The organism is Amycolatopsis jejuensis, from assembly GCF_000717335.1.
Classification (GTDB): domain Bacteria; phylum Actinomycetota; class Actinomycetes; order Mycobacteriales; family Pseudonocardiaceae; genus Amycolatopsis; species Amycolatopsis jejuensis.
The window spans coordinates 25,425-48,457 of sequence record NZ_JNYZ01000047.1; the positions used below are offsets into that span (position 1 = coordinate 25,425).

Below are 23,033 nucleotides of genomic sequence, written 5' to 3' on the forward strand. Positions count from 1 at the left end.
TCTGTCCGTCCCTTCAATCCTGCGGAACGAGCGCGCGGATGACCGCGGACACGTTCGTCCCGTCGCGAAGATGTTCGAGCTCGGCGAAGTGCCGCTTCGCCTCGCCGGCTCCCATCAGGTGCGCGGTACAGGCAGCAAACTTCGCGACGGCGACCTCACGGCGAAGACCGATCTGGTAGTTGCCCTCGGGGACGACGATGCGGCGCGTCGCGTGCCGGCCATCGGTTGCCCAGACCTGCACCTCGGCACCAGGATCCGGCAGGTCCGGATCGACCTCGACGGACGTGCGCTTGGCCAGGTCGGCGATCTGCTCCCGCCCGACCGCCTCGTGGGTGAAATCCTCGAGCCCCAGCTGCCCCTGATGGAACGCGGCACCCACGCAGTACGGCGCGCTGAAGCGGGCCTCGTCCGGGGTGCGGGGCAGATCGAACGGAAGCACTTCGCGGCCCAGCGGGCAGACCTTGACGGTGATCCGCTCGATGTCGGCTGCGTTGATCTCCTCGCGGATGATGATCGCGGCCTGCACGGCGGCAGTGGCTTCGCCACAGCACGGGTAAGGCTTGAACGACAGCCGGTTCACCGCGGTTCCCCGCCGTCCCTCGTCGGTCTCCCAGCGCGGCACGGTGTCGTTCAGTTCCGCGCTGAACGCCTGGTAGTAGCCGAACCGGCCGGTGAACGGCTCCGATGGGCCGGTGAAACCTTCCGCGGCGAGCACGGCTGCCTCCACGCCGATCCGTGCCGCATGGCCGGCATGCAGCGGCTTGACCATGCTGCCCGACGCGATTCGCAGGCCGGCCGCCGACGAACAGCCGATGCCGAGCGCATGCCGGGTGTGCCGCTCGTCCAGGCGCAACAACCGGCACGCCGAGGCCACTGCGCCGACGGTGCCGAGCGTGCCGGTGGAGTGCCAGCCGGCCCGGTAGTGCGCGCGTCCCATGGCGATCGCCAGACCGAGCTCGGCCTCCAGCCCCACCACGTAAGCCTCGAGGAAGTCCCGGCCCGTCACCTTCTGCTGCTCGGCGATCGCCAGGAGCACAGGCAGGAGATGGGTGGTCGGATGCGTCGTGTGGCCCTGCAGGACGTCGTCGAAGTCATGGGCATGCGCGGCGACGCCATTGCACAACGCAGCATCCAGCATGCCCGCCTTGTGCCGGGTGCCGAGGATCGTCGACTCGCCCTCGAGCTGACCGGTCCGCGCAAGGGCGCGGTGCACCGCGGCCGAGGTCTCTTCCGCCGCTCCGGCGACGATCACCGAGAGACCGTCGATGACGCCGGTCGTCGCCTTGCCGAGCACCTCGTCCGACAGCCGCGATCCGTCGAATGAGGCGATGAACGAGGCAAGAGACTCTGACATCTGAACCACCCTTCATTGAGCTGGCACGATCTGGTCGAGCGGACGCGCTCCGGTCACCCGCTCCGGTTCCATTCCGCCGCCACGTCGATCAGCTCGTACTCGTTCCTGGTGACCGCTTGCGGGTCCACGCCGAAGTTCGGCGGATAAAGCAGCGCGAGGTCGAGCACGTCCGCGTACCGCTCCAGTTGCGTGCGTACTTCCTCCGGCCGGCCGAATACCGCGCGGTCGTCGACCAGGCCGAGCCCTGCCTCGACGACCCCTTCGGCGTCGCCCTCGAGGAAAGCATTTCTGGCCTCGACCCGGTGCGCCTCGTCGACCTCGCTGGTGAACAGTGCGTCGTAGCCCTTGGGAGTCGAGTAGAACCCGACCTGTGCTGCTGCCTGCTTCCTGGCGGCATGAGGATCCGGATCGGCGGCAGCCACGATTTGCGAAGCGAAGGCGAACTCGCTGCGCGCGCATCCCCGCTTCTCGAGTTCGGTGTCCACGATCGGCCGCGCGAGCTGCGTCAGATTCGCGACAGACGCGACCGTGTGGCCGAAGAATCCGTCAGCACTCCGCGCTGCGGCCCGGGTCATCCGTGCGCCCACGCCGGCCACGAGAATCGGCACCGCCGGAGCCGCCGGGGCCGCCCGCTCGAAGTGCGCCATATGCACCGCGTCGAAGCGGCCTTCGTGGGTGAACGGACCGCCGTGATGCGCCATCAGCCTGCGGACCAGGTCCACCCGCTCCTCGACCCGCGGGGCCGGGTGGTCGAGGTCGACGTCGTACCAGTCGCGGTTCATCCGGCGGGTGCTGCTGCCCACGCCGAGGACGAAGCGGCCACCCGACAGCAACTGGATGTCCGTGGCGGCCGCCGCCAGCGCAATCGGCGACCGCGCGAACAGCGGCGTGACGCTGGTACCGACCAGCACCGAGCCGGTCGCGGCGGCGAAGGCCGCCGAACGGGCCAGACTACTGCGGTTGTAGTAGTCGATGCTCCAGATCGAGTGGATCCCGGCGGCGTCGGCCGCCTTCGCGACCTCGACCGCCACCGCCGGATCCTCGTCGACGATGACCAGGCCGACCTTCATTTCTGCGCATGCTCCCGACGCGCTCCGTCGGCGCCGAAGGTGCTCGATCCGTTGAGCCGGCGCTCGGCGTGACCGTGGTAGACCCCCTCGGCAACCCGGAGCGTCGGCGGTGCCAGCAGCTCCTCGACGCAGTGGGCGACGATGCCGGGCATGAAGGAGATCGCCGCGATACCAGGCATCTCCAGCGGCCGGAAGCCGAGTTCACTCAGCACGCAGCCGAGCATGCCGTCGATGTTCACCGGGAAGTCCCGGCCGATGCGGCGCAGGTACTCGTCCTTGGCCGCGAAGTAGTACCCGGCCCGGGTGCCCCACACCCCGTTCGCCTCGGCGACCTCCCGCAGCGCGATGGCCCGCGGGTCACCTTCCGGGTGCAAGGGATGGCCGATGCCGGGCATGCGCTTCTTGGCCGCCTGCATCCGGGATACGTAGGCATCCACCGCAGCCTCGGGCGTGCTGCCGCCCACCACAGCAGCCTCGATCTCGTCGATGACCTCGGCGGTGTGTTGCGGCGAGACGGTGATCGAGCCGATCGTGAGCATGCCGGCCGCAACCCCCGGGATCACACTCTCCGGCGCCGCCGACGCGACCATCCGCGCGGCAAGGGTCGTCGGCGCGTAGAAGCCATGCTCGAGAATCCCGTTGAGCGCAGCCTCGAAGGTCCGGCTCTGCGCGGGCGTCGGCAGTTCCCCCCGAATGGTCAGAAACGTCGCATCGGCGAAGGACAGCGAGCGGATGATGTCCGTCAGCGGGTATCCCCGCACGTTCACCACGCCATGGCCGACCTCACCGACCGCTGTCGTCCAGGATTGTTCAGGCACGGGATCCTCCAGGCAGACGCTTCGAGTGCAACGGTGCCAACATAGATCCGGCAGCCAGCTTAGTCAACCTTTCGATCGGCTATCGACTCACAAGTTGAATCCCGACCACCATTCGGCGAAGGCCGCGACTGCTGCTATCTTCGAGCCGACCACCGACGATGCATTCGGCGAGACCTCCGGAAAGAGGTGAGCTCATGACCACGGCTCGCGCCAAGGACGCTGCGGGACCCCGCTCCGACCGGGTCGCCCGCAAACGCACCCAGAAGATGCGCGAGATCCTCATGGCCGCCGCGGCGGTGCTCAACGAGGACGGCTACCACGCAATGAACCTCGACGCGGTCGCCGAGAAGGTGGACCTGACCAAGGCGACGCTCTACCACTACTACGGCAGCAAGGACGAGCTGGTCGCCGCGACGCTGGAATTCGTCGGCCGGGAGGTCAACACCCGGCTCAACGAGCTGGCGGCGCAGACGTCGGAGCTGAGCGCGGCCGAACGGCTGCAGGCCTTGATGGTCGATCAGCTCACGATCCTGCTCGTGGACTACCGCGATGCGGGGCGGTTCTTCACCCAGCCCCTCGACTGGCCCGCCGATCACCTCAAGCTGATCCGCCGGCTGCGCAAGGAGCACGACGACGTGTTCCGGGCCGTGATCGCCGACGGCATCGAGGCAGGTGAGTTCTCCAGCGACGACCCGAACGTCGCACTGCATTGCATCTACGGAGCGATCAACTACACCCCGGTCTGGGCACGCACGACAAGCCGCGCGGCGACCGCGCGGCTGATCGAGACCACGTGTGACATCTTGCTCAAGACGCTCGCTTGAGCCGACGGTGGGCGCGATCGGCTGATCGCGCCCACCCAGCACCGCTGCTCCGGCTACAGCAAGGCGACCACAGCCTTGGTCTCCAGGTACGGCTCGAGCCCCTCGGGCCCGAGTTCACGACCCCAGCCGGACTGCTTGTAGCCTCCGGTGGGAAGGGTGATCTCCGGCGGTGCGTGGACGTTGACGCCCACCCGGCCGGCCCGCAGCTCCGCGGCAACCCGGTGGGCGCGCCCGATATCCCGGCTCCAGACGCTTGCGGCGAGTCCGTACGAGGAATCGTTGGCCCACTCGATGGCCTCGCGTTCGTCGGAGAACGGCATCACGGTCGCCACCGGGCCGAAGATCTCCTCGCGCACCATCTCCATGTCGGCGCGGGCATTCGCGACGACGGTGGGCCGGTAGAAGAACCCTCCGTCCCCCATCGGGCCGCCGCCGGTGACGATGTCGGCACCGGCGGCGAGCCCGCCTTGCACGAAACCGTCCACTCGCCGCCGATGCCGGTCCGAGATGAGCGGGCCCATCTGGACATCCGGGTCGGTGCAGTAGCCGACGCGCATCTTCCCCGCGATCGCCGCGACGCCCTCGACGACCCGGTCGTGCATCGAACGATGCACCAGAAACCGGGACCCGGCGGTGCACACCTGTCCGGCATTGCTGAAGATGCCCGCTGCGATTCCGGGAATCACCTGGTCCGGGTCCGCGTCGTCGAACACGAGCGCGGGTGATTTGCCGCCCAGCTCCAGGGTGACTTTCTTCAGGTTTCCGGTGGCCGCGTTGACGATCGCCCGGCCGACCGCGGTCGAACCGGTGAACGACACCTTGTCGACCTCCGGGTGCTCCGCGAGCGCGGCCCCGGTCTCGATACCGGTTCCGGTCAGCACGTTCACCACCCCGGGCGGCACCCCGGCTTCCAGGCACAGTTCGCCGAGCCGCAGCGCGGTCAACGGCGTCTCCTCCGACGGTTTGACCACGGCCGAGCACCCGGCCGCGAGCGCAGGCGCCAGCTTCCAGCACGCGATCGCCAGCGGCGCGTTCCACGGAACGATCAACGCGGCGACGCCGATCGGCTCACGGCGGGTGTAGGCGTGAAAGCTGCGGCCGCCTGGCGCAGCCACCTCGCGCGCACGGCCTTCCAGCCGTTCCACTGCACCCGCGTAATAGCGGAAGGTCCGCGCCGCCGACGGGACGAACACCGAACGTGCTTGACTGAGCGGCATTCCCTGGTTGCGGCTTTCGAGTTCGGCGAGCTCCCCCGCGTGCCGGTCGATGAGCTCGGCCACCCGCCACAGCACCTGAGCCCGGGCGTCGGGCGTCTGCCGCCGCCAGCGTCCGTCGGCGAAACTCTCGCGCGCGGCCTCGACCGCACGGTCGACATCGGCCGAAGTGGCCTGCGGCACCTCAGCGAACACCACACCGGTTCCGGGATCGGTCACCTGGAGCCATGCATGCGCCGGGCCGCCGACCCGGTCCTCGCCGACGATCATCGGGTGCCGCTCGCGAGCCTCACCCGCTCGCGGGGGCGGTGCCCCGGTCACGTTCATGGGAACCCTCTCCACTCGTCTTTCCCGCGCGGTCAGTCCTCGACGGGTCCGTGCCAGTCGATCCCGCCCTGGGTCACGGCAAGGTGCGTGAACGCCGAGCCGGGTGCCGCGCCGTGCCAGTGCGTCTCCCCGGCCCGGCAGACGACGATGTCGCCCGCGCGTATCGGCACCGCCTTCTCCCCCTTGGCCTGCACCAGGCCCTCACCGCTGGTCCCGACGAGGATCTGGTCGCCTTCGTGGGTGTGCCACTTGGTCCGCGCACCGGGCTCGTACTGGACCATCAGCAGCCGCGCGGATTCGTCGGTGCGCCAGGTGCTGTCGACCTGCGACAGCCGGGCCGTTCCGGTGAACCGGCCTGCCGGATCTTCCTCGCCGCGGACCTCGTCGTAGCCGATCTTGTCCATCACTGCCTCCCGAAGTTGCCGTACAGCCCGGCGAGCCTGCTCATGTCGGCGTCCGTGCCGAACCGCTGCAAGGCCGTTTCGAGCGTCTTCTCCGTCAGCCCGCCCAGTTCCGCCGCCGTCTCGCTTTCCTGCGCGAGCCGCATCGCGAGTGCGACGTCCTTGAGCATCAGGTCGATCCGGAATCCCTGGTCCTTGATCTCGTCGTGGAGCAGGAACCGCGGGAACGTGACCTCGGTCGAGTAACTGCGCCCGGTGGACCCGTTGAGCACCTCGATGCAGGTCTCGGCGTCCAGCCCGTTGCGCACCGCGAGGCTCACCCCTTCGAACACGGCCAGCCTGCTCGCCGCGGCGATGAGATTGTTGACCAGCTTCATCGTGTGCCCCGCGCCGACCCCGCCGACCCGGATCACCTTTTCGCTGATCACCGACAGGATCGGCGACAGCTCGGCAAACCGCTCCGCGGACGCGCCGACCATGATGGTCAGCGTGCCCGCCCTCGCACCGCCGGGGCCGCCACTCACCGGAGCGTCGGCGAAGCCGATGCCCCGGCGGGCGAGGATCTCGGCACATTCCGTGTCGTCCGGCGGAAAACCCGTTGTCATGTCGACGACGCACGCGCCAGAGCGCATCGTCGATGCAAGCCCGCCCTCGGCCGACACCACCTCTTTCACATCCTCGGAACGGGGCAGGCAGACGAAGACCGGATCGCACTGTGCACCGACCTCGTCCAGCGTTGCCGCAGCCGCGCCCAGCCCGGTGAGCCGGGCGACCGCGGCGTCGCTGCGATCGTGGACCAGCAATGGAATCCCGCCGGCGACCAGCCGCTCCGCGAGTGCGCCGCCCATCGCTCCCAAGCCGATGAAACCGACTCGTGTCATGCGTTTTCCTCTCGTCGAGGCTTCGGCTACGCGGTACGGGGGCGGGTCCCCACGACCAAGCGCATCTTGAAGACGACCACCGGTTCGTCCCGCTGGTTCAGCACGGTGATGGCGAGGACGGCCTTGCCGCAGCTGTCGTCCATCTGCTCGAGGGATGCGACCTCGCTGCGCACATGGATCGTGTCGCCGAAGAACACCGGTTGCAGGAAACGTACCTTGTCCATCCCGCCGAACGCTTGCACTGCCTCGGGAGACAGTTCGATCAGCCCGCTGGCGATCGCCAGGGTCAGCATGCCGTGGGCGATCGGCTCGCCGAAGCGTGCCTTCTTCGCGTGCTCGACATCCAGGTGCAGAGGATGGAAATCGCCGGACAACCCGGCGAATCCGACCACGTCCGCCTGGGTGACCGTGCGGCCCCGGCTCTCCAGCACCTTGCCCTCGACGAGATCCTCGAAATACCCGGTGATCACGACGGCACCTCCTGCGATTCGGCAGCGGACTTCTTGAGTACCAGCAGAGTCCTCGAGAACTGCTGGACGAGTGTGCCGTCCTGGTTGCGGACGTCGTGCGCCAGCGTCACGATGCCCGCATCCGGCCGGCTCTTGCTCTCCCGCGCCTCCGCGACCCGCGACACGACATGGATCGTGTCCTTCGGGCGGACTGGCGCGACAAAACGGGCCTCGACGCCCAATGCGGCGACCACCGAGCTGTAACCCAGGTCGTCGGTGAGGCCCATCGCGTACGTCATGATCATCGGGCCGGGCACCACCCGGCCACCGAACAGATTCTCCTGCGCGAAGATCTCGTCCGTGAAGACGGGATCCATGATCCCGGTCATACAGGTGAACGTCACGGCGTCGGTCTCGGTGATCGTGCGGCGCCGTGAGCGGAACTCCGTTCCCCCTGCGGCCGCCAATTCTTCGTAGTGCATCTTTTCTCCCTCTCGGCAACGCTCTGCCGGAACCGCTGTGACGTGTCCGAGGCGGACGCGATGTGGCATTGGCGACGATACTGCGGACCCGCATTCTTAGTCAACCGTGAAGTTGGCTCTCGACTGCAGAGTTGGTAAATGTCATGATTCCGCGGTGCGGTCTTCCGGCCGCGGCACATCCGACGCACCGAAGGGGGTCAGCAATGGCCGGTATCCTCGATCGTTTCCGGCTGGACGGCCGGGTCGCACTCGTCACCGGGGCATCGTCCGGTCTCGGCAGGGACATCGCCGTCGCGCTCGCCGAGGCCGGCGCCGACGTCATGCTCGCCGCCCGGCGCGCCGACCGGCTGGCCGAAACCGCCCGGCTGGCGGGGAAAACCGGGCGGCGAGTGGCGACCTCGGTCACCGACGTTGCGGACCCGGATTCCTGCGAACATGCCGCGGCCGCGACCGTGGCGGAACTGGGCAGGCTCGACATCCTCGTCAACTGCGCCGGACTCGCGACCGCGGTGCCCGCTGGCAAGGAGACTCCCGAACAGTTCCGCTCGGTGCTCGAGGTCAACCTCGAGGGTTCGTACTGGATGGCCAAAGCCTGCGCCGCGAGGATGGGTCCCGGGGCCAGCATCGTGAACATCGGGAGTGTGCTCGGGCTTTCGACCGTCGGCCTGCCGCACGCTGCCTACTCGGCCAGCAAGGCGGCAGTACTCGGCCTGACGAGAGACCTGGCCGGCCAGTGGACCGGCCGCAAGGGAATCCGGGTCAACGCCGTGGTCCCCGGATATTTCCCGACCGACATGACGGCTACCCACCAGGACGGCTTCCTGGACGGGCTGGCCGACCGGCGCATCCCGATGCGGCGGCTCGGCGAGGGCGCGGAGTGCGCCGCGGCCGTCGTGTTCGCCGCCGGCGACGCCTCGTCCTACATGACCGGATCCGCCATCGTCGTCGACGGCGGCTTCCTCATCACCTGATCCGCGACCGTAACCGGAGACCTCCATGGATTTTGTCCTGAGCAGCCAAGAACGGGAGTTCGCGCGGGACATGCGCGCCTTCTTCACGACCGAGATCCCCGCCGGGATCAGGGACCGGACCGCACGGGGCGAACAACCCACGCGCGACGACATCGTCACCTGCCAGCAGATCATGAACGAGCACGGACTGGCCGTACCCCACTGGCCGGTGCGCTGCGGCGGGCAGGACTGGACACCGATCCAGCGGCACCTCTGGGCCGAGGAGATGGCCCTCGCGCACGTCCCGCCACCGATCGTGTTCAACACGTCGATGGTGGGGCCGGTGATCGCGCACTTCGGCAGCCCGGAGCTGCACCGGCGGTTCCTGCCGCCGACGGCGAGCGCGGAGATCTGGTGGGCGCAGGGTTTCTCCGAACCGGACGCCGGCTCGGACCTGGCGTCGCTGCGGACCACCGCGGTCCGGGACGGCGCCGCCTACGTCGTCAACGGGCAGAAGACCTGGACCACCCTCGCCCAGCACGCCGATTGGATCTTCTGCCTGGCCAGAACCGATCCCACGGTACGCAAACAACGCGGCATCTCGTTCCTGCTGATCGACCTCCGGTCGCCGGGAGTGACCATCCGGCCGATCCGCCTCCTCGACGGCGGCTGCGAGGTGAACGAGGTCTTCTTCGACGACGTCCGGGTCCCGGCAGACCATCTCGTCGGCGAGGAGAACCGCGGCTGGACGTACGCGAAGTTCCTGCTGGGCAACGAGCGCACGGCCAACGCCGGCATCGGCATCATCAAGAGCCGGGTGGGCCGGATCAAGCGGCTTGCCGGCGCCCGCCTCGACGACCCGCTCTTCCGTGCCCGGCTCACCACGCTGGAGGTCGAGACGACCGCGCTGGAGATGTCGGTCCTGCGGGTCCTGGACCGGGAGAGCACGCTGGCCCCCGGCATTCCGGACCCGATGTCGTCGATGCTCAAGCTGCGCGGCACGGAACTGCAGCAGCGAGCGACCGAACTCCTGATCGACGTGGTCGGGCCAATGGGGCTGGCCTGCCGCGCGAACGGTGCCGCGGCTTTCGCACCGATGCCCGAGGGCGCCGCCGACGCACTACCCACGTATTTCAACTGGCGCAAGGCATCCATCTATGCCGGCAGCAACGAAGTCCAGCGCGAAATCATCAGCAAAGCGATCCTCGGGCTCTGACGAGGCCGAGACCGAGACCGACAGAAAGGCGCGACCATGGAGCTCGGCCTGACGGACGAGCAGAAGCTGCTCGCCACCACTGTGGACACCCTCCTGCGGAAGCGGTACGACCCGGAGACCCGGCACGCGTTGCTCGGCTCGCCGGGCGGGTGGAGCCGCGAGATGTGGCAGCGCTATGCGGAACTCGGCCTGCTGGGGCTCGGTGTCGACGAGAGGTACGGCGGCGCCGGGACCGGCCTCACCGAGATCGCCGTGGTGATGGAAACCTTCGGCCGGCATCTGGTGCTCGAGCCGTTCCTGCCGACGGTCGTGCGGGCCGGGCAACTCGTGGCGGCCGCCGGTTCGGCCGCGCAGAAGGAACTGCTGCTGCCGCGCATCACACGGGGCGAGCTGCTCATGGCCTGGGCGCACACCGAGCGTGCCACCCGGCCGGTCGCTCGGGCCGTCCCGGCGGCGGACGGCTGGCGGCTGAGCGGGGAGAAGATCGCCGTCACCGGTGGCGACAGCGCCGAGGTGCTCGTGGTCACCGCTCATCGCCCTGACGGGAAACCTGGACTGTTCCTCGTCGATGCCGCCGCGACCCGCCAGCAGCCCTATCGGATGCACGACGGGCATCGGGGCGCCGACATCCGTCTGGACGACACGGTCGCCACCGCGCTGGGAACCGGAACCGACGTGACCGAAGTGATCGAGACCGTGCTCGACGCAACGATGGTTGCGCTCTGCGCCGAAGCAGTCGGGGCGATGGACCGGATGCTCGAACTCACGGTCGGCTACCTCAAAAGCCGGGCCCAGTTCGGCCACCCGATCGGCACCTTCCAGGTGCTGCGCCATCGAGCTGCCGACATGTACCTCTCGCTCGAGCAGGCGCGGTCGATGGCGCTGCTGGCCCGGCTCGCCGCCGACGGCCCGTCCGATGCCCGGCGGCGCGCGGCCGTGCGGGCGGCCAAGATCCAGGTCGACCTGTCGGCCCGGCACATTGGGCACGAGGCCGTCCAGCTGCACGGCGGGATCGGCATGACCGACGAATATCCGGTCTGCCACTATTTCAAGCGCACCACGGTGATCGCCCGCCTAGCCGGCGACCTCGACGCGCTGGTCACCGGACTCGGCGAGCAGGGTGGGCTCATCCCGGCGGGCTGAGCACGAACGCCCGGAGCAGGCCCCGCGGCGGCGGACGGTGCGGGGCCGGCTCCGGTCAATGGCCCAGGGTGAACGGGTCTCGCGTCCCACCGGTCAGCTCGACCCACACGGACTTGACGGCGGTGTACTCGTGCATCACTTCCACCCCGTTCTCGACGCCGAGCCCGCTGGCCCCGCGCCCGCCGACCGGCATGTTGGGCCCCACGACGCGATAGCTGTTGATCCAGACCACGCCGACCTTCAGCCCGGCGGCGAGCCGATGGGCGCGATGGATGTCCTTGGTCCACACGGCACTGGCCAACCCGAACTCGGTGTCGTTGGCCAACGCGAGGGCTTCCTGCTCGGTATCGAACGAACAGGCGCTCAGCACCGGTCCGAACACCTCCTCCCGCACGATCCGGCTCGCCGGGCCGACGTTCGTGAGGACCGTGGGCGCCACGAACAACCCGCCCTGCCCGCGCGCCGGACCGCCGCCGCACTCGATCTTGGCGCCTGCCGCGGCCGCTTCTTCCAGCAGCCCCAGCACCTTGTCGTACTGGGCCCGGTTGGCGATCGGCCCCATCTCGGTCGACGCCTGTGCTGGATCGCCCAGCCGGATGGCCTCGGCCCGTTCGACCACGGTGGACACCAGCCGGTCGAAGATGCTGCGGTGGGCGATCAGCCGCGAACCTGCCATGCAGGTCTGGCCCGCCGCGGCGAACACTCCGGCGACGATTCCGTTCGCGGCGGCGTCCAGATCGGCATCGGAAAAGACGATCTGAGCGCTCTTGCCGCCGAGTTCGAGAGTCGCCGGCTTGAGGTGCGCACCGGCCGAACCGGACACCCGGGCGCCGGTGGCGGTCGATCCGGTGAACGCGACCTTGTCGATCTGCGGGTGTTCGACCAGCGCCGCACCGAGCATCGGATCGGAGCCCACGACCACGTTGAGGACGCCCGCGGGCAGCCCGGCCTCGTGCAGCAACCGCGCGAGCACGAGGGTGGACGTCGGGGCATGCTCGGAAGGCTTTGCGACACAAGTGTTTCCCGCGGCCAGCAAGGGGGCGAGTTTCACCGTGAGCAGCAACAGGGGCGAATTCCACGCGGTGATCGCGCCGATGACGCCGATCGGCTCGCGCCGGGTGAAGGCGAAGTAGTCCGGGTTGAGCGGGGGCACGGTCCGCCCGTCGAGTTTGTCGGCCAGCCCGGCGAAGTAGTAGTAATACTGGGGCAGCGACTCCAGCTGTCCCCGCATTTCGCGCAACAGCTTGCCGTTGTCCCGGACCTCCAGATCCGCGAGCAGGTCACCGTTGTCCCGGATCGTGTCCCCGATCGTCCGGAGGACCTGCGCCCGCTCGAAACCGGTGCAGGCACCCCACTCCCCATCGAACGCCCGTCGCGCCGAGCCGACGGCCCGCTCCAGGTCTTCGGTGCCCGCGTCCGCGATCCGGGCCCAGGGCGCCTCCCGGTAAGGGTCCTCGGAGAGGAAGGTGGCCCCGCTCGCCGCAGGCACCACCTGCCCGTCGATGAACAGGCCGAACTCCTCCAGATCGGCGGGCGCTGCGCTGTGGTGGCGGGCAGGGGAGGTCGTCACGACTGTCGTCCTTCGGCTCGGGAACGGATAAGGTCGGCAGCGCGCTCACCCACCATGACCACTGGGGCATACGTACCACCGCTCACCAGCGACGGAATCACCGAAGCGTCGGCGACCCGCAGTCCCTCGACCCCTCGGACGCGCAACTCGAGATCGACGACCGAGCGATCGTCGGCACCCATCCGGCAGGTGCCCACCGGATGGTGCCCGACCGCCGACCTGGACCGCAGGTACTCGCCCAGCTGCTCGTCACTGCGGATCGCGTCGCCGGGGGCGATCTCACCGCCGGTGTAAGGGCCGAGCGCCTCGGAACGGAAGATTTCCCGCACCATCCTGATCCCGGCGACGAGATCGGCGAGGTCGTCGGGATCCTTGAACATGACGTGGTCGATCACCGGCCGATCAGCCGGATCGGCGCTGCGCAACCGGACCGACCCGGTACTCCGGGGGTGGTTGAGCCACACCGAAGCCGTCATCCGCGGGTCGGTGGGAACGGTGACGTCGCGGTAGCCCTCGTAGGCTGCGTTCTGCGGTTTCGCCGGTGCCACAGCGAACGGGGCGAACAGGAACTGGAAGTCGGGTCTGGTACTCGTTTCGTGCAGCTTCGCCAGTACGACCGCGCAGGCCGGCGCGGTGGTGGCAGCGCCGCGGCCACGCAGAAGGAAGTCCAGGCCGTGCTTGACGACACCCCGCGGATTCAGGTCTTGATTCAGCGTCGGGATCCTCGCCGAGAAGACGACGCTCGCCCGAGCATGCTCCTGCAGGTTGGCACCTACTTCAGGCAGGTCGGCCACGACGGCGATACCCTTGGCGCGCAACTCGTCGGCAGGGCCGGCTCCCGAAAGCAAGAGCAGGCGTGGCGAGCCGATGGCTCCCGCTGCCAGCACGACCTCTCGCCGGACGTCGACCGTGACGATCCGATCGCCGGCGACGTACTCGATACCGGTTGCCCGGCCCCGGTCGATCACCACCCGGCGGACCGTCACCCCGGTGCGCAGCCGGAGATTGCGCCGTCGCCGGGCAGGGGTGAGGTATGCCGTGGCCGAGCTGCTGCGAAAACCGCGGCGCTGAGCGACCTGCATGGCGCCGGCGCCGTCATTCACCCCGCGGTTCATGTCTTCCCGCCGCCGATGGCCGCGCTGCCCGGCTCCCTCGATGAACGCGTCGATGAGGCGGTGGCCGACACCGGCATCGCGAACCCGGATCCGGCCCGTCCGTCCCCGGCCGGCGCCGCCGTTCTCGGCCCGTTCGGAGCGGCGCAGGTAAGGCAGCACAGCCTCGTAGTCCCACCGGGTCCGTTCCGACGACGGCCAAGCGTCGTAGTCGGCCGGGCTGCCGCGCATCCAGCCGGTGGCATTGACCGAGCTCGACCCGCCGAGAATCCGCCCGGCGGGCCATTCCTCGACCCTGCCGTCCCGGGACGGGTCCGGTTCGGGCACGTAGGACCAGTTCGTCTTCGGCGGGGTGCGGACGAAGCCGACCGGCAGCCGGACGAACGGGCTGACGTCGGTTCTGCCGGCCTCCAGCAAGAGCACCGAGGTGTCCGGGGACTCGCTCAGCCGGTTCGCCAGCACGCATCCCGCCGTGCCGGCGCCGACGATCACGTAGTCATAGGTTTCGCGTCCGCCGCGGTCTTCAGTCAGTACCATCTTCACCGGCCTGCCGTCCCCGTTGCCGCGCCGAGCGAGAGAATCTCGCCGATTTCGTGGTCTCCGTAGCCGAGGAGGTCACGCAGCACGCTCGTGGTGTCTTCGCCGTACCTGGGCGGTGGGGCGTACCCGCGCTCTCTGATATCGGTTTTGATCGGATTTCCGATGAGCTTGATGTCTCGTTCGCCCGCCGGCAGATCGAGCACCATGTTGCGCGCCTTCGCTTGTTCCCCGTGCAGCGCCTCGGCCATGGTACGCACCTCGGCGAACGGGACGTTGTTCTCCCAGAAGAGCGCCTTCCACTCGTCGGCAGGTTTTCCACCCAGCACTTCGTTCGCGAGGGCCCGCAATTCCGCGATGTGCTGCGCTCGCGCGGTCGGATGAGCGAACCGCGGGTCGCTCAGCCATTCCCGGCGATCGATCGCCGTGCAGAACGACCGCCACTGCGGCTCGCGATGCGCCGTGATCACCAGCGGCCTCGTGGCCGTCGTGAAGACGCCCCACATGCTGCGGTCGGAAACGTGGGGTGATTCGCCGAAGTTCATGGCGGTGACGCCGTGCCCGATGAACCACGAGAGGACCGCGTCGAACATCGCGACTTCGATGCACCGTCCCCGGCCGGTCCGCCGCCGGTACTCGAGTGCGGCGGGTACCGCGATCGCGCAGTACATTCCGGCGGCCAGATCACCCACCGAGACGTACGGGTACGCGAGCTGCCCGTCCTCGCCGGATTTGCCGATGTAGTCGAGCATGCCGGTCTCGGCAAGCACCGTGATGTCGAACGCGGCACGGTCGCTCAGCGGTCCGCTACCGCCATAGCCGGAAATCGCGCACGTGATGATGTCGGATTTGCGACGCTGTAAGGACTCGTGGTCCACGCCCAGTTTGCGGGGCACCCTCGGCCGGTAGTTGTGCACGACCACGTCAGCTTGTTCGACGAGTTCGTAGAACGTGGCCTTGCCGCGCGGGTGTGCGAGCGGAAGCACCACGCTGCGCTTCCCCCGGTTCACGGACACGAAATACGGGTCCATGCTGCCGTACAATTCCAGTTCCGGCTGCATGATCGAGCGCTCGTGCGGGGTTCCCGGCGGCTCCTCGATCTTGATCACCTCGGCTCCGAGATCAGCGAGGATCTGGGTGGCGAAAGGCCCGGAGGTGGCCTTGGTGAGGTCGAGGATCCGGACTCCGCCCAGGAGTCCCTCCCCCATCGCCGAGCCGGTCATCGTCGAGCCTCCTTCTGCCTCGGGAATCCACTGTGGACCACGATCACCCCAGTACGAACGGATCCCTGGTGTCGTCGGAAAGGTTCACCCAGACCGATTTCGTCTCGGTGTACTCGCGCACCGCGTCCATGCCGTTTTCCCTGCCGATGCCGCTCTGCTTGAAGCCCCCGAACGGCACGCTGTAGCTGGTGAGCCGGTACTCGTTGACCCACACCGACCCGGCCTTCACCCGGTGCGCCACGCGATGCGCACGCCGCACGTTGTCCGTCCAGATTCCGGCGCCGAGACCGAACGGGATGTCGTTCGCGATGGTGACCGCGGATTCCTCGTCGTCGAACGGAATCACGGCCAGCACCGGGCCGAACACCTCCTCCTGCGCAATCCGCATGGAGTTGTCCACGTCCGCGAGAATCGTCGGCTCGAAGAAGAACCCCCTGGCCAGTTCCGGACTGTCCGGACGTTTTCCGCCCGTGACCACGGAGGCGCCTTCGGCTGTCGCGATGTCGACGTACGAGGCCACCTTGTCGAGCTGCTCCTGGAAAGCGATCGGTCCCATCTCGGTGGTTTCGCCGAACGGGTCTCCCAGCCGGATCGTGCGGGCCCGCGCGGCGATCCGGGACACGAGTTCGTCGTGCACCCGCCGATGCACCAGGAGCCGGCTCCCCGCCACGCAGGTCTGGCCGGCGGCAGCGAAGATGCCGGCGACGACGCCGTTCGCGGCAGCTTCGAGGTCGGCGTCGTCGAATACGATGTTCGGCGACTTCCCGCCGAGTTCAAGAGTGACCCGGGCCACGTGGTCCGCAGCGGACTTCATCACCTTGATGCCGCTCGCCGTCGAACCCGTGAAGGAGACCTTCGCGACCCCGGGATGCGCGGTCAGCAGCTGCCCGGTCCGGCCGTCCCCGGTCACGACGTTCACCACACCGTCGGGAATTCCGGCGCGTGCGACGAGTTTCGCGAAGGCGAGAACCGACGCCGGAGTCTGCTCCGCCGGTTTGATGACGAACATGCACCCCGCGGCGAGACCGGGGGCCAGCTTGTTGGCCAGGATCAGCAACGGGCTGTTCCACGGAAGGATGAGCCCGACGACCCCGACCGGCTCGTGGCGCGTGTAGACGAGCAGGTTCGGCTTCGGGTCCGGCGGCGTGACCCCCTCCAGCTTGTCCGCCATCCCGCCGAAGTACTCGTACCACCCCGGCAAGGCCTTGAGCTGGCCCCGCATTTCGCGCAGCAGCTTGCCGTTGTCGAGGCTCTCCAGTACCGCGAGCTCCTCGGCCTGCTCCGCGATGAGCTCGCCGAGCCGGCGGATCCGCCGGCCGCGTTCGGCCGCGGGCATCGCTCCCCACGGACCGTCGAGCGCCTTGCCGGCGAGCGTGACGGCCGCATCGACGTCGGCCGCTCCGGCCGCCGGAGCCGTCGCCCAGACCCGGCCGGTGAACGGATTGACGGAGGCGAACCGCTCGCCGGAGCGCGCGCCGACCCAGTCCGCCCCGATCAGCATGTCGAATTCCCGTGGCTCGGCGTCCACGGCCGGCCTGGTCGCCGTCTCGGTCATGGTGCTCCTGTTCCAGACATGCGCACCGGACGACGATCGCCCGGGCTTTTCCGCATGGGGGCGCGAGCAATCCCGCCGGCCCCGCCGGGGACACCCCTGGTCCCCGCAAGCGCTGCACCAGTGTGGTTCGACACCGGGGGCAACGTCAAGACTTTTTCAACCATTGAGTCTATATTCGTCTCTGCAGTCGATATTTGGCACGCCCGCGCCGCGGCGGGCGACCCGATCCCCCCATTGACCCGTTGGTAGATTTTCAATGACCGTGTTGGTTATCAAACACGACTGCGTGTATCCTCGTCGTCAGGCGAGCCGCAGGCAGGCAAAGGGGTGGTACTGGTGGTCACGGCGAAGGTGGCAGCGCAGGAAACCGGGCAGCCCCCGATGGGCCGGGTCCAGCGCAAGCGGACGCAGAAGATCCGGGAGATCCTCCTCGCCACCGCCCGGGTGCTCAACAGCGACGGCTACCACGCCATGAACATGGACAGCGTCGCCGAGAAGATGGACTTGACCAAGGCCACGCTGTACCACTACTTCAGCAGCAAGGACGAGCTCGTCGTGGCCTGCCTCAACCTCGTGGCGGAGGAGGTCAACGACCGGCTGAAGGAGCTCGCGGCGGAAACCCGCGACCTCGGCGCCAGGGAGCGCCTCCGGGCACTCATCCACGAGCAGCTCGTGATCCTGCTGGTCGACTACCCCGAAGCCGCGCGTTTGTTCGCGCAGCCGCTGGAGTGGCCTGCCGAGCACCGCAAACTGATCCGCACCTTGCGCGAACCCCACGACGCCGTGTTCCGGGAAGCTGTCCAGGCCGGCGTGGATTCGGGCGAACTGAGCTCTGCCGACCCCAGCCTTGCGCTGCATTGCATCTACGGCGCGCTGAACTTCGCGCCGGTGTGGGCGCGCCCGCAGAGCCGGACCGCAGCCAAGCGGCTCGCCGACACCATGTGCGCCACCCTGATGAAGTTGTTCAGCTGACCTGGCCACGGTCCTCCGGCAGCAGCACGCCCTTCGCGACCTCGGAAACCGGGTAACCGCCGTCGACCCGCAGGCAATGCCCGACGACGAAGCTGTTGCGCGGATCCAAGAGGAAACCCACCGCGCGCGAGATGTCGCCGGGCGCGCCCAGCCGTTCCGCCAGGCTGGCGGCCTCGAGCTTGGCGACCCGTGCTCCGTCATCGCGAAACTGCACGTTCATTTCGGTGGCGATGAATCCCGGCGCCACCGAGTTGACCCGGATACCCCGCGGTGCGAGTTCGATGGCGAGGCACCGCATCACCGCTTCGACCGCACCTTTCGTGGCCGCATAGGCGGATTGCCCGGCGATCCCGGTGTGCCCGGACACCGACGACACGAATACGACGCCAGCCGGAGCGGACAGCTTCGGCAGCAGCGCCTGGACGAGGAGGTACGGCGCACGGACGTTGGTGCGCCACATCTGCTCGAGATCATGCGGGGTCTGGTCCGCGATCAGCCCAGGACGGAAGACCCCCGCGGCGTGCACAACGCCGTCCATCCGGGCGCCGCCCGACCCGGCTTCATCCGCAAGTGCGTCCAGGTCGTCGTCCGCCAGATCGGCCCTCAGCCATTGGTGCCCGGGCCCTTCGCAGGTTTCGACGGTTCGCCGGAGCCGGGTTTCGTCCCGGCCGACGGCGACGATCCGGGCACCTTCCGCCGCAAGATGCCGGCACACCGCGGCTCCGATGCCTGAGCTCGCCCCGGTGACCAGGTAACGCTGGCCCGCATGTGCGCCAGGATTTGCCGGGGACTTGTCGTTGGTTCGTCCGGTGGTCACGCGACACGCATCCGGGTGGAGAAGAGCTGACCGGTGATGAACGATCCTCCGCCGGCCGCGAGGAAGAGCACGACCTTGGCGATGTCGTCCGGGGTGCTGATCCGCCCGAGGGGGTCACTCGCCGCACGGGCTTCCCGGTGCTCCGGCGACGTATCAGCCTCCAAGCCAGGCGTCTGCGTGGTCCCGGGGTTGATGGCATTGCAAGTCACGCCGTACTGGCCGAGTTCGAGCGCGAACGACTTCATGTACGCGATGACGGCGCCCTTGGACGCGGCGTAATGCGCCTTCTCCCGTGCCCCGTAGACACCCCGGTCGGAGGCCAAGAGGATCACCGTGCCGCTCCCCCGCCCGGCCATGTGCCGTCCCACCGCGCGGCTGACGTAGAAGGTCCCGCTGAGGTTGACGTCCAGCAGCGAACGCCATTCCTGGTCCGTCATCTCCAGAATCGGCCTGCGCCTGCCGAGTACGCCCGCACTGTGCACGAGGACATCGATCTGCCCGAAAGCCGCCACGGCCCGGTCCACCATGGCGGTCACCTCGCTCTCGTCACCTACGTCCACCGCGACGGCCAGTGCCGTGCCGCCGGCACTCCGGATCTCCTCGGCGACGCCTTCGGCCGCAGCGATCGCGAGATCGGCCACCACTACGGAACGGAAGTGCCGGGCCAGCTCGAGCGCGGCCCCGCGGCCGATTCCGCTGGCACCGCCGGTAACGAGCGCGACGCCGGGCGAACCTGCGTCAGGCATTGCGCACCAGCGATCGGGTCAGCGGAAGGACGTCCGGGAGCTCGGCCAGCCGGTGGATCTCGGCGAGCGACGCATCCACCGCGCCGCCGCCCAGGCCGGACAACGGCACCAGCGCCCGGTATTTCGCGTCGACGTCGTTCCAGGAAATCCCCTGAGCACCACTGCCCGCCGGTTCGAACACGGTCGCCGAGGCCGAACGCCCGTCCCGGGTGTGGACGGTGACCGTCGCGCCTTGCCGATAGCGCTCCGGAAGCTCACACGGGGCAGGATCGACCCGGATGAGATCGATGAGGCGATGGATCTCCGGGTCCGCGATTTTCTCGCCGGACGCGTGGCCCCAGGAGAACTCGCCATCCGCGGCTCCGGCGGCGACGAAGTACGCCTGGCTGTGTGCCATCTGGACCAGATCGACCGGATGACGCGGCCCCACCAGCTCCTTCAGGCCGGGTGCAGCCACCTCGATGGACGTGATGTCGGCCGGTGTGATCCCGGCCTGGCGGACGACGGCGGCCGCCGCTTCGGCCCCCGCGTGGAACGGGTGGCCACCCGGAATGAGCTTGATCGCCATGAAGTCGACGATCGCCCAGCTCGTGCCGAACCCGGCACACATCGCGGTGCGCCCGGCCGCCTCGGTCGTCTGGCCGAACACCTCGAAATAGCCTTGCGCCCGCTCGAAGACCCGGTCGTCCACCGTGAAGCCGTGCCCGGCGGCGAGTGCCGCCTCGGTCCCGAGCGTGGCCGCCATGCTGTCGTGGTGCTCCCGCGCCGTACTCACGTCGGCGGCCCGGACGAACCCGGAGATCGTGGTCGCCGCGAGGGCGATCGCGTGGGTCATCCGGTCTTCGTCCAGGCGAAGCAACCGTCCACTCGCGACCGTCGAGGCAAAGATCGCGGCAATACAGCCGTGGAAACCACGCTGCTTGTAGCCCGGCGTGATCGACGCACCTACCCGGGCCGCTGCCTCATAGCCAAGTGCGATCGCCGCGAGGACGTCTTCCCCGCTGGCACCCTCCCGCTCGCCGACGGCGAGGGCGGCCGTGGTGGCGGGAGTTCCGGCGTGGACGATGTTGCGCAGGTCGCTGTCGTCCGACGCAGCCGCGGAACTGCGGACCGCGTTGAGACGGACGGCATCGACGAGAGACAGCTTTGTGCCCGCCTCGAACCACACCGACGCCTGTTCGGCACCGCGGCGTTCCCAGACCAGATCGCGAACGACCTGCGCCGACCGGATGGTGGTGCCGAATGCCGAACTCGCGATCGTGCTCGCGACCAGCATGGCCGCGTAGTCGACGGCTTGCTCCGGCAAGTCTTTGAAGGACGTTTCCACCATCAGCCGGGCGAATTCACGCGCGACCGGGATGCTGCCGGGGGATGAAGTACCGCGACGCTCGTGCTCCATGCACACACTGCCTTTCTTTGTCGCTGACGGGTTACTTGGTCCCCGCGGGCTGGGCCACCTTGGTGTTCACGGATTGCGTGATCGCCGACGCATCGACGGACTTGCCCGTGGAGTTCTCGAGCTGGCGTGCCCGTTCCACGGCGGGGGCATCGATCAACGGCGCCGGCATGCTGTACTCCGCGCCGATCCGGGCAGCAACGCCATAAGTGGCATCGTCGATGTCCTTGAACAGAGCCCTGGCGCTCCGTGCGGCACCCGCGGGATCGTCGTGGATCAGCTTCTCTGCCATGCTGATCGCCCGGGTGAAGCACTGCAGTACTTTCGGGTCCTTCTCGGCGAATTGGTCGCTGGTGAAGAGAACGACGTACGGGGTACCCGCGAACGGCTGGTACTCGTCGGCCGACTTGAGCAGGTAGGCGCCGTCACCCTTGTCGATCGCCATATCGGTGAACGGCGACGACACGACGAGCGCGTCCACGCTTCCGGAGACGAAGGCGGCGAAGCTGGCGCTCGGACTGCCGGTGTAGGTGATCTTCGCATCGCGCTCGGGAGTCAGACCGGCGCCTTTCAAGAGCGCCCGGGCAAGGACGTCGGTGCCGTTGCCCGGAGAGGTCGCCGCGATCGTCCGTCCTTTCAGCACCGACAGTTTCTTTTCGATCGGCGAAGCATCGGAGATCCCTGCCGCCGCCAGGACGCTCTTCTTCACCACGGGATTGCTGTTGACATATTGCAATCCGGCGAACGCGACGACGGGTGCTCCGTTCGAACGGGCGTCGAGAACACCTCCCATGGTGCTCGGTGCGACGTCGAGCTCACCGCGCACGACGGCGGCGATTTTCGACGACGACTTGGCGAGCTCGACCCCATGCAGCTTCAGCCCGACCTGGTCGAAGTACTTCGCACCTTGCGCGACGAACAGCGGATAGTAGGCGGTGTCACCGGAGACGGTGGCCATGTTCACCTGCTGCCCTTGGCACACCGCAGCATCCAGCGGACCCAAGGCGGAAGATCCGGTGCTTGCCGAGGAACCCGAGCTGCACGCTGCGAGTACCAGGACCGGAGTTGCCGCAACGGCGGTGATGAACTGTTTCCCGACCCGCTTGACATCCATGGCGACCCGCCTCTCTGAGGGCTGTTGGGTGGAGCAGGAACCGAACGCTCGTGCGGGCAAGCTCATCGGTCGACCTTCCAGTGCGAGGTCAGCCGCTCCGACCACCGGACCAGCAAGTCGAGGATCACCGCGACAACCATGAGGACGAACAGCGCGGCGAACAGGTCGGCGGTGTTGAATGCCGTACCGGCCCGCGTGATCAGGTATCCCATACCGCGATCGGCCGCGATGAACTCACCGACAACGGCACCGATGAGCGCGTAGGGAACGGCCTGGCGGATTCCGACGAACATCCATTCGGCCGCACTGGGAAGCACCACCCGGCGAAGGACGTCCCACCGGGAGCCGCCCATCACCCGGACCACATCGATCAAGTCGCGATCGACGGCCCGCGCACCGGAGACGGTGTTGTAGAAGACAAGGAAGAAACACACGACCGCGGTCAGGAAGACCTTGGAGAAGAGACCGATGCCGAACCACAGGATGAACAGCGGTGCCAGCGCGATCTTCGGCAGCGAATAGATGGACACGATGAGCGGATCCAGCAACTGCGCCAGCCACGGGATCCGGCCCAGCGTGAAGCCGGCCACGACGCCGGCCGCGACACCTCCCACGAAGCCGAGGATCATGGCGTTGAAGGTCGCGACGAGATTGGTCGCGAGCGTTCCGTCCTGCAGCCACTTCAGGAGCGCCTCGCCGATCGCCGAGGGGCTCGAGATCCAGAACTCCCGGATCCACCGCCCCGAAGCGAGTTCCCACAGGCTCAGGAATCCGGCGATCATCGCCAGGCGGACCGCGCCGAGAACCAGCGTCCGCCGCATGCGGGAGCTGCTTCGCCGGACGGCCGGAACCGGCGCGTCTT

Annotated in this window: 22 protein-coding genes; 5 read left to right on the top strand and 17 right to left on the bottom strand. The window is 68.3% G+C overall.

Features of this window, described 5'->3' with window-relative positions:
- Positions 1-13: 13 nt before the first annotated feature.
- Genes OO71_RS42010 through OO71_RS42020 form a run of 3 tightly spaced genes read right to left on the bottom strand, consistent with a single transcriptional unit; the run spans position 14 to position 3,242 of the window.
- Positions 14-1,354, bottom strand: a complete 1,341-nt coding sequence (locus tag OO71_RS42010) for an MmgE/PrpD family protein (protein WP_051793031.1) — start codon at positions 1,352-1,354, stop codon at positions 14-16.
- Positions 1,355-1,407: 53 nt separating this feature from the next.
- Positions 1,408-2,424, bottom strand: coding sequence for an LLM class flavin-dependent oxidoreductase (locus OO71_RS42015; RefSeq protein ID WP_033295657.1), 1,017 nt, complete (start codon positions 2,422-2,424; stop codon positions 1,408-1,410).
- Positions 2,421-3,242: a citrate/2-methylcitrate synthase gene (locus OO71_RS42020; RefSeq protein ID WP_033295658.1), complete on the bottom strand. Its 822-nt coding sequence runs from the start codon at positions 3,240-3,242 to the stop codon at positions 2,421-2,423. Before OO71_RS42020 ends, OO71_RS42015 begins: the two co-directional genes overlap by 4 nt.
- Before the next feature lie 194 nt (positions 3,243-3,436).
- Between OO71_RS42020 and OO71_RS42025 the strand changes: the two genes are divergently transcribed.
- Positions 3,437-4,066: a TetR/AcrR family transcriptional regulator gene (locus tag OO71_RS42025; RefSeq protein ID WP_033295659.1), complete on the top strand. Its 630-nt coding sequence runs from the start codon at positions 3,437-3,439 to the stop codon at positions 4,064-4,066.
- Between the two features lie 53 nt (positions 4,067-4,119).
- Here OO71_RS42025 and OO71_RS42030 read toward each other — a convergent pair whose 3' ends face one another.
- The 5 genes from OO71_RS42030 to OO71_RS42050 are packed head-to-tail and all read right to left on the bottom strand — an operon-like array spanning position 4,120 to position 7,889.
- Positions 4,120-5,607 carry an aldehyde dehydrogenase family protein gene (locus tag OO71_RS42030; protein WP_084145661.1) on the bottom strand — a complete coding sequence of 496 codons (1,488 nt, stop codon included), beginning with the start codon at positions 5,605-5,607 and terminating at the stop codon, positions 4,120-4,122.
- A 32-nt stretch (positions 5,608-5,639) separates the two neighbouring features.
- Complete coding sequence (locus OO71_RS42035) at positions 5,640-6,011, bottom strand: cupin domain-containing protein (protein WP_051793036.1); 372 nt, start codon at positions 6,009-6,011, stop codon at positions 5,640-5,642.
- Positions 6,011-6,889, bottom strand: a complete 879-nt coding sequence (locus tag OO71_RS42040; RefSeq protein WP_033295660.1) for an NAD(P)-dependent oxidoreductase — start codon at positions 6,887-6,889, stop codon at positions 6,011-6,013. Before OO71_RS42040 ends, OO71_RS42035 begins: the two co-directional genes overlap by 1 nt.
- Before the next feature lie 26 nt (positions 6,890-6,915).
- Positions 6,916-7,359 (bottom strand): MaoC/PaaZ C-terminal domain-containing protein, encoded by a 444-nt coding sequence (locus OO71_RS42045; RefSeq protein WP_033295661.1) that lies wholly within the window; start codon positions 7,357-7,359, stop codon positions 6,916-6,918.
- Positions 7,356-7,889, bottom strand: a complete 534-nt coding sequence (locus OO71_RS42050; protein ID WP_084145663.1) for a MaoC/PaaZ C-terminal domain-containing protein — start codon at positions 7,887-7,889, stop codon at positions 7,356-7,358. Before OO71_RS42050 ends, OO71_RS42045 begins: the two co-directional genes overlap by 4 nt.
- A 134-nt stretch (positions 7,890-8,023) precedes the next feature.
- Here OO71_RS42050 and OO71_RS42055 point away from each other — a divergent pair, with 134 nt between their 5' ends.
- Genes OO71_RS42055 through OO71_RS42065 form a run of 3 tightly spaced genes read left to right on the top strand, consistent with a single transcriptional unit; the run spans position 8,024 to position 11,129 of the window.
- Positions 8,024-8,791, top strand: coding sequence for an SDR family NAD(P)-dependent oxidoreductase (locus OO71_RS42055; protein WP_033295663.1), 768 nt, complete (start codon positions 8,024-8,026; stop codon positions 8,789-8,791).
- A gap of 25 nt (positions 8,792-8,816) precedes the next feature.
- Positions 8,817-9,986, top strand: coding sequence for an acyl-CoA dehydrogenase family protein (locus tag OO71_RS42060; protein ID WP_033295664.1), 1,170 nt, complete (start codon positions 8,817-8,819; stop codon positions 9,984-9,986).
- Between the two features lie 36 nt (positions 9,987-10,022).
- Positions 10,023-11,129: an acyl-CoA dehydrogenase family protein gene (locus OO71_RS42065; RefSeq protein ID WP_033295665.1), complete on the top strand. Its 1,107-nt coding sequence runs from the start codon at positions 10,023-10,025 to the stop codon at positions 11,127-11,129.
- A 55-nt stretch (positions 11,130-11,184) separates the two neighbouring features.
- On the opposite strand, the gene OO71_RS42070 is transcribed toward OO71_RS42065, so the two are convergent.
- From OO71_RS42070 to OO71_RS42085, 4 genes are read right to left on the bottom strand one after another with little or no spacing between them, the layout of a single operon-like run.
- Positions 11,185-12,699, bottom strand: coding sequence for an aldehyde dehydrogenase (locus tag OO71_RS42070; RefSeq protein WP_245633953.1), 1,515 nt, complete (start codon positions 12,697-12,699; stop codon positions 11,185-11,187).
- Complete coding sequence (locus tag OO71_RS42075; protein ID WP_033295666.1) at positions 12,696-14,348, bottom strand: GMC family oxidoreductase; 1,653 nt, start codon at positions 14,346-14,348, stop codon at positions 12,696-12,698. The genes OO71_RS42070 and OO71_RS42075 overlap by 4 nt, the downstream gene beginning before the upstream one ends.
- 2 nt (positions 14,349-14,350) lie before the next feature.
- Positions 14,351-15,571, bottom strand: coding sequence for a CaiB/BaiF CoA transferase family protein (locus OO71_RS42080; RefSeq protein ID WP_033295667.1), 1,221 nt, complete (start codon positions 15,569-15,571; stop codon positions 14,351-14,353).
- A gap of 43 nt (positions 15,572-15,614) precedes the next feature.
- The gene (locus OO71_RS42085; protein ID WP_033295668.1) at positions 15,615-17,126 is read right to left on the bottom strand and encodes an aldehyde dehydrogenase; all 1,512 of its coding nucleotides are present in this window, start codon (positions 17,124-17,126) and stop codon (positions 15,615-15,617) included.
- A gap of 336 nt (positions 17,127-17,462) precedes the next feature.
- Between OO71_RS42085 and OO71_RS42090 the strand changes: the two genes are divergently transcribed.
- Complete coding sequence (locus tag OO71_RS42090; RefSeq protein WP_156096826.1) at positions 17,463-18,098, top strand: TetR/AcrR family transcriptional regulator; 636 nt, start codon at positions 17,463-17,465, stop codon at positions 18,096-18,098.
- On the opposite strand, the gene OO71_RS42095 is transcribed toward OO71_RS42090, so the two are convergent.
- The 5 genes from OO71_RS42095 to OO71_RS42115 form a co-directional block, all read right to left on the bottom strand.
- Entirely contained in the window at positions 18,091-18,915 is an 825-nt protein-coding gene (locus OO71_RS42095; RefSeq protein ID WP_051793040.1) for an SDR family NAD(P)-dependent oxidoreductase, read from the bottom strand. The genes OO71_RS42090 and OO71_RS42095 overlap by 8 nt on opposite strands.
- Positions 18,912-19,661 carry an SDR family NAD(P)-dependent oxidoreductase gene (locus OO71_RS42100; RefSeq protein ID WP_033295669.1) on the bottom strand — a complete coding sequence of 250 codons (750 nt, stop codon included), beginning with the start codon at positions 19,659-19,661 and terminating at the stop codon, positions 18,912-18,914. The genes OO71_RS42095 and OO71_RS42100 overlap by 4 nt, the downstream gene beginning before the upstream one ends.
- The gene (locus OO71_RS42105; protein ID WP_033295670.1) at positions 19,654-21,060 is read right to left on the bottom strand and encodes an MmgE/PrpD family protein; all 1,407 of its coding nucleotides are present in this window, start codon (positions 21,058-21,060) and stop codon (positions 19,654-19,656) included. Before OO71_RS42105 ends, OO71_RS42100 begins: the two co-directional genes overlap by 8 nt.
- A 31-nt stretch (positions 21,061-21,091) precedes the next feature.
- Positions 21,092-22,171 (bottom strand): ABC transporter substrate-binding protein, encoded by a 1,080-nt coding sequence (locus OO71_RS42110; protein ID WP_033295671.1) that lies wholly within the window; start codon positions 22,169-22,171, stop codon positions 21,092-21,094.
- Positions 22,172-22,233: 62 nt separating this feature from the next.
- Positions 22,234-22,992: an ABC transporter permease gene (locus OO71_RS42115; RefSeq protein ID WP_051793042.1), complete on the bottom strand. Its 759-nt coding sequence runs from the start codon at positions 22,990-22,992 to the stop codon at positions 22,234-22,236.
- Positions 22,993-23,033 lie beyond the last annotated feature (41 nt).